Below are 717 nucleotides of genomic sequence, written 5' to 3'. Positions count from 1 at the left end.
CGGCCCACCCGTCCCTCGCCGATCTGCTGCGGGCGGCCGGGCCGCCGATGGCCCGCGCACTGCCGGACTTCGACCCGGCCGCCGCCCCGGGAACCCCCGGCGCGCTGCTGCGCGAGTGGCTGGAAGCCGCCCTCGCGGCGGGGGTCGCGGACCCCACCGCCGTGGTGCTCTCCACCGTCGCCCCCGACGGTCTCCCCGACGCCCGGGTGCTGGTGCTGCGCGGCGTGGACGAGGAGGGCGCCGAGTGGGCTTTCGCGACCGACTCCGGCAGCCCCAAGGGACGCCACCTGGCGGCGGTGCCCGGCGCGGCGATGACGGCGTACTGGCCCGCGCAGGGGCGCCAGATCCGGGTGCGCGGGCCGGTGGTGACCGCCCCCGCCGAACGGTCGCGCGCGGACTTCCTCGGCCGCTCCCCCGCCGCCCGGATCGCCGCCCTGATCGGCCGGCAGAGCGAGCCCATGGCCTCGCCGCACGAGTGGACGGCCGAGGAGGAGAACGTGCGCCGAACCAGGGGTGAGGACCCCCGACAGGTCCCTCCCGGCCACACGGTCCACCTGCTCCGGGCCGCGACCGTGGAGTTCTGGCAGGGCTCCGCCGACCGGCGACACCGGCGCCTGCGCTACACGCGCGCGGACGACGGGTGGGAGCGCACCGAGCTGTGGCCGTGAGCCCCCGGCGCCGTCGGCGTGCCCCCTCCCGCTTCACCCCGGCCGAACC

General features: G+C 78.7%; 1 protein-coding gene. It reads left to right on the top strand.

From position 1 onward, the window contains the following. Positions 1–668: pyridoxine/pyridoxamine 5'-phosphate oxidase (locus FOE67_RS27600; protein WP_323385621.1), on the top strand; the 668-nt coding region annotated here is incomplete at its 5' end. Between the last annotated feature and the right edge of the window lie 49 nt (positions 669–717).

This window comes from Streptomyces calidiresistens (assembly GCF_014141525.1).
In the GTDB taxonomy this organism is placed as follows: Bacteria; Actinomycetota; Actinomycetes; order Streptomycetales; family Streptomycetaceae; genus Streptomyces; species Streptomyces calidiresistens.
Note: the sequence above shows the minus strand (reverse complement) of the source record. Positions and strands in the feature narration are given on the sequence as shown.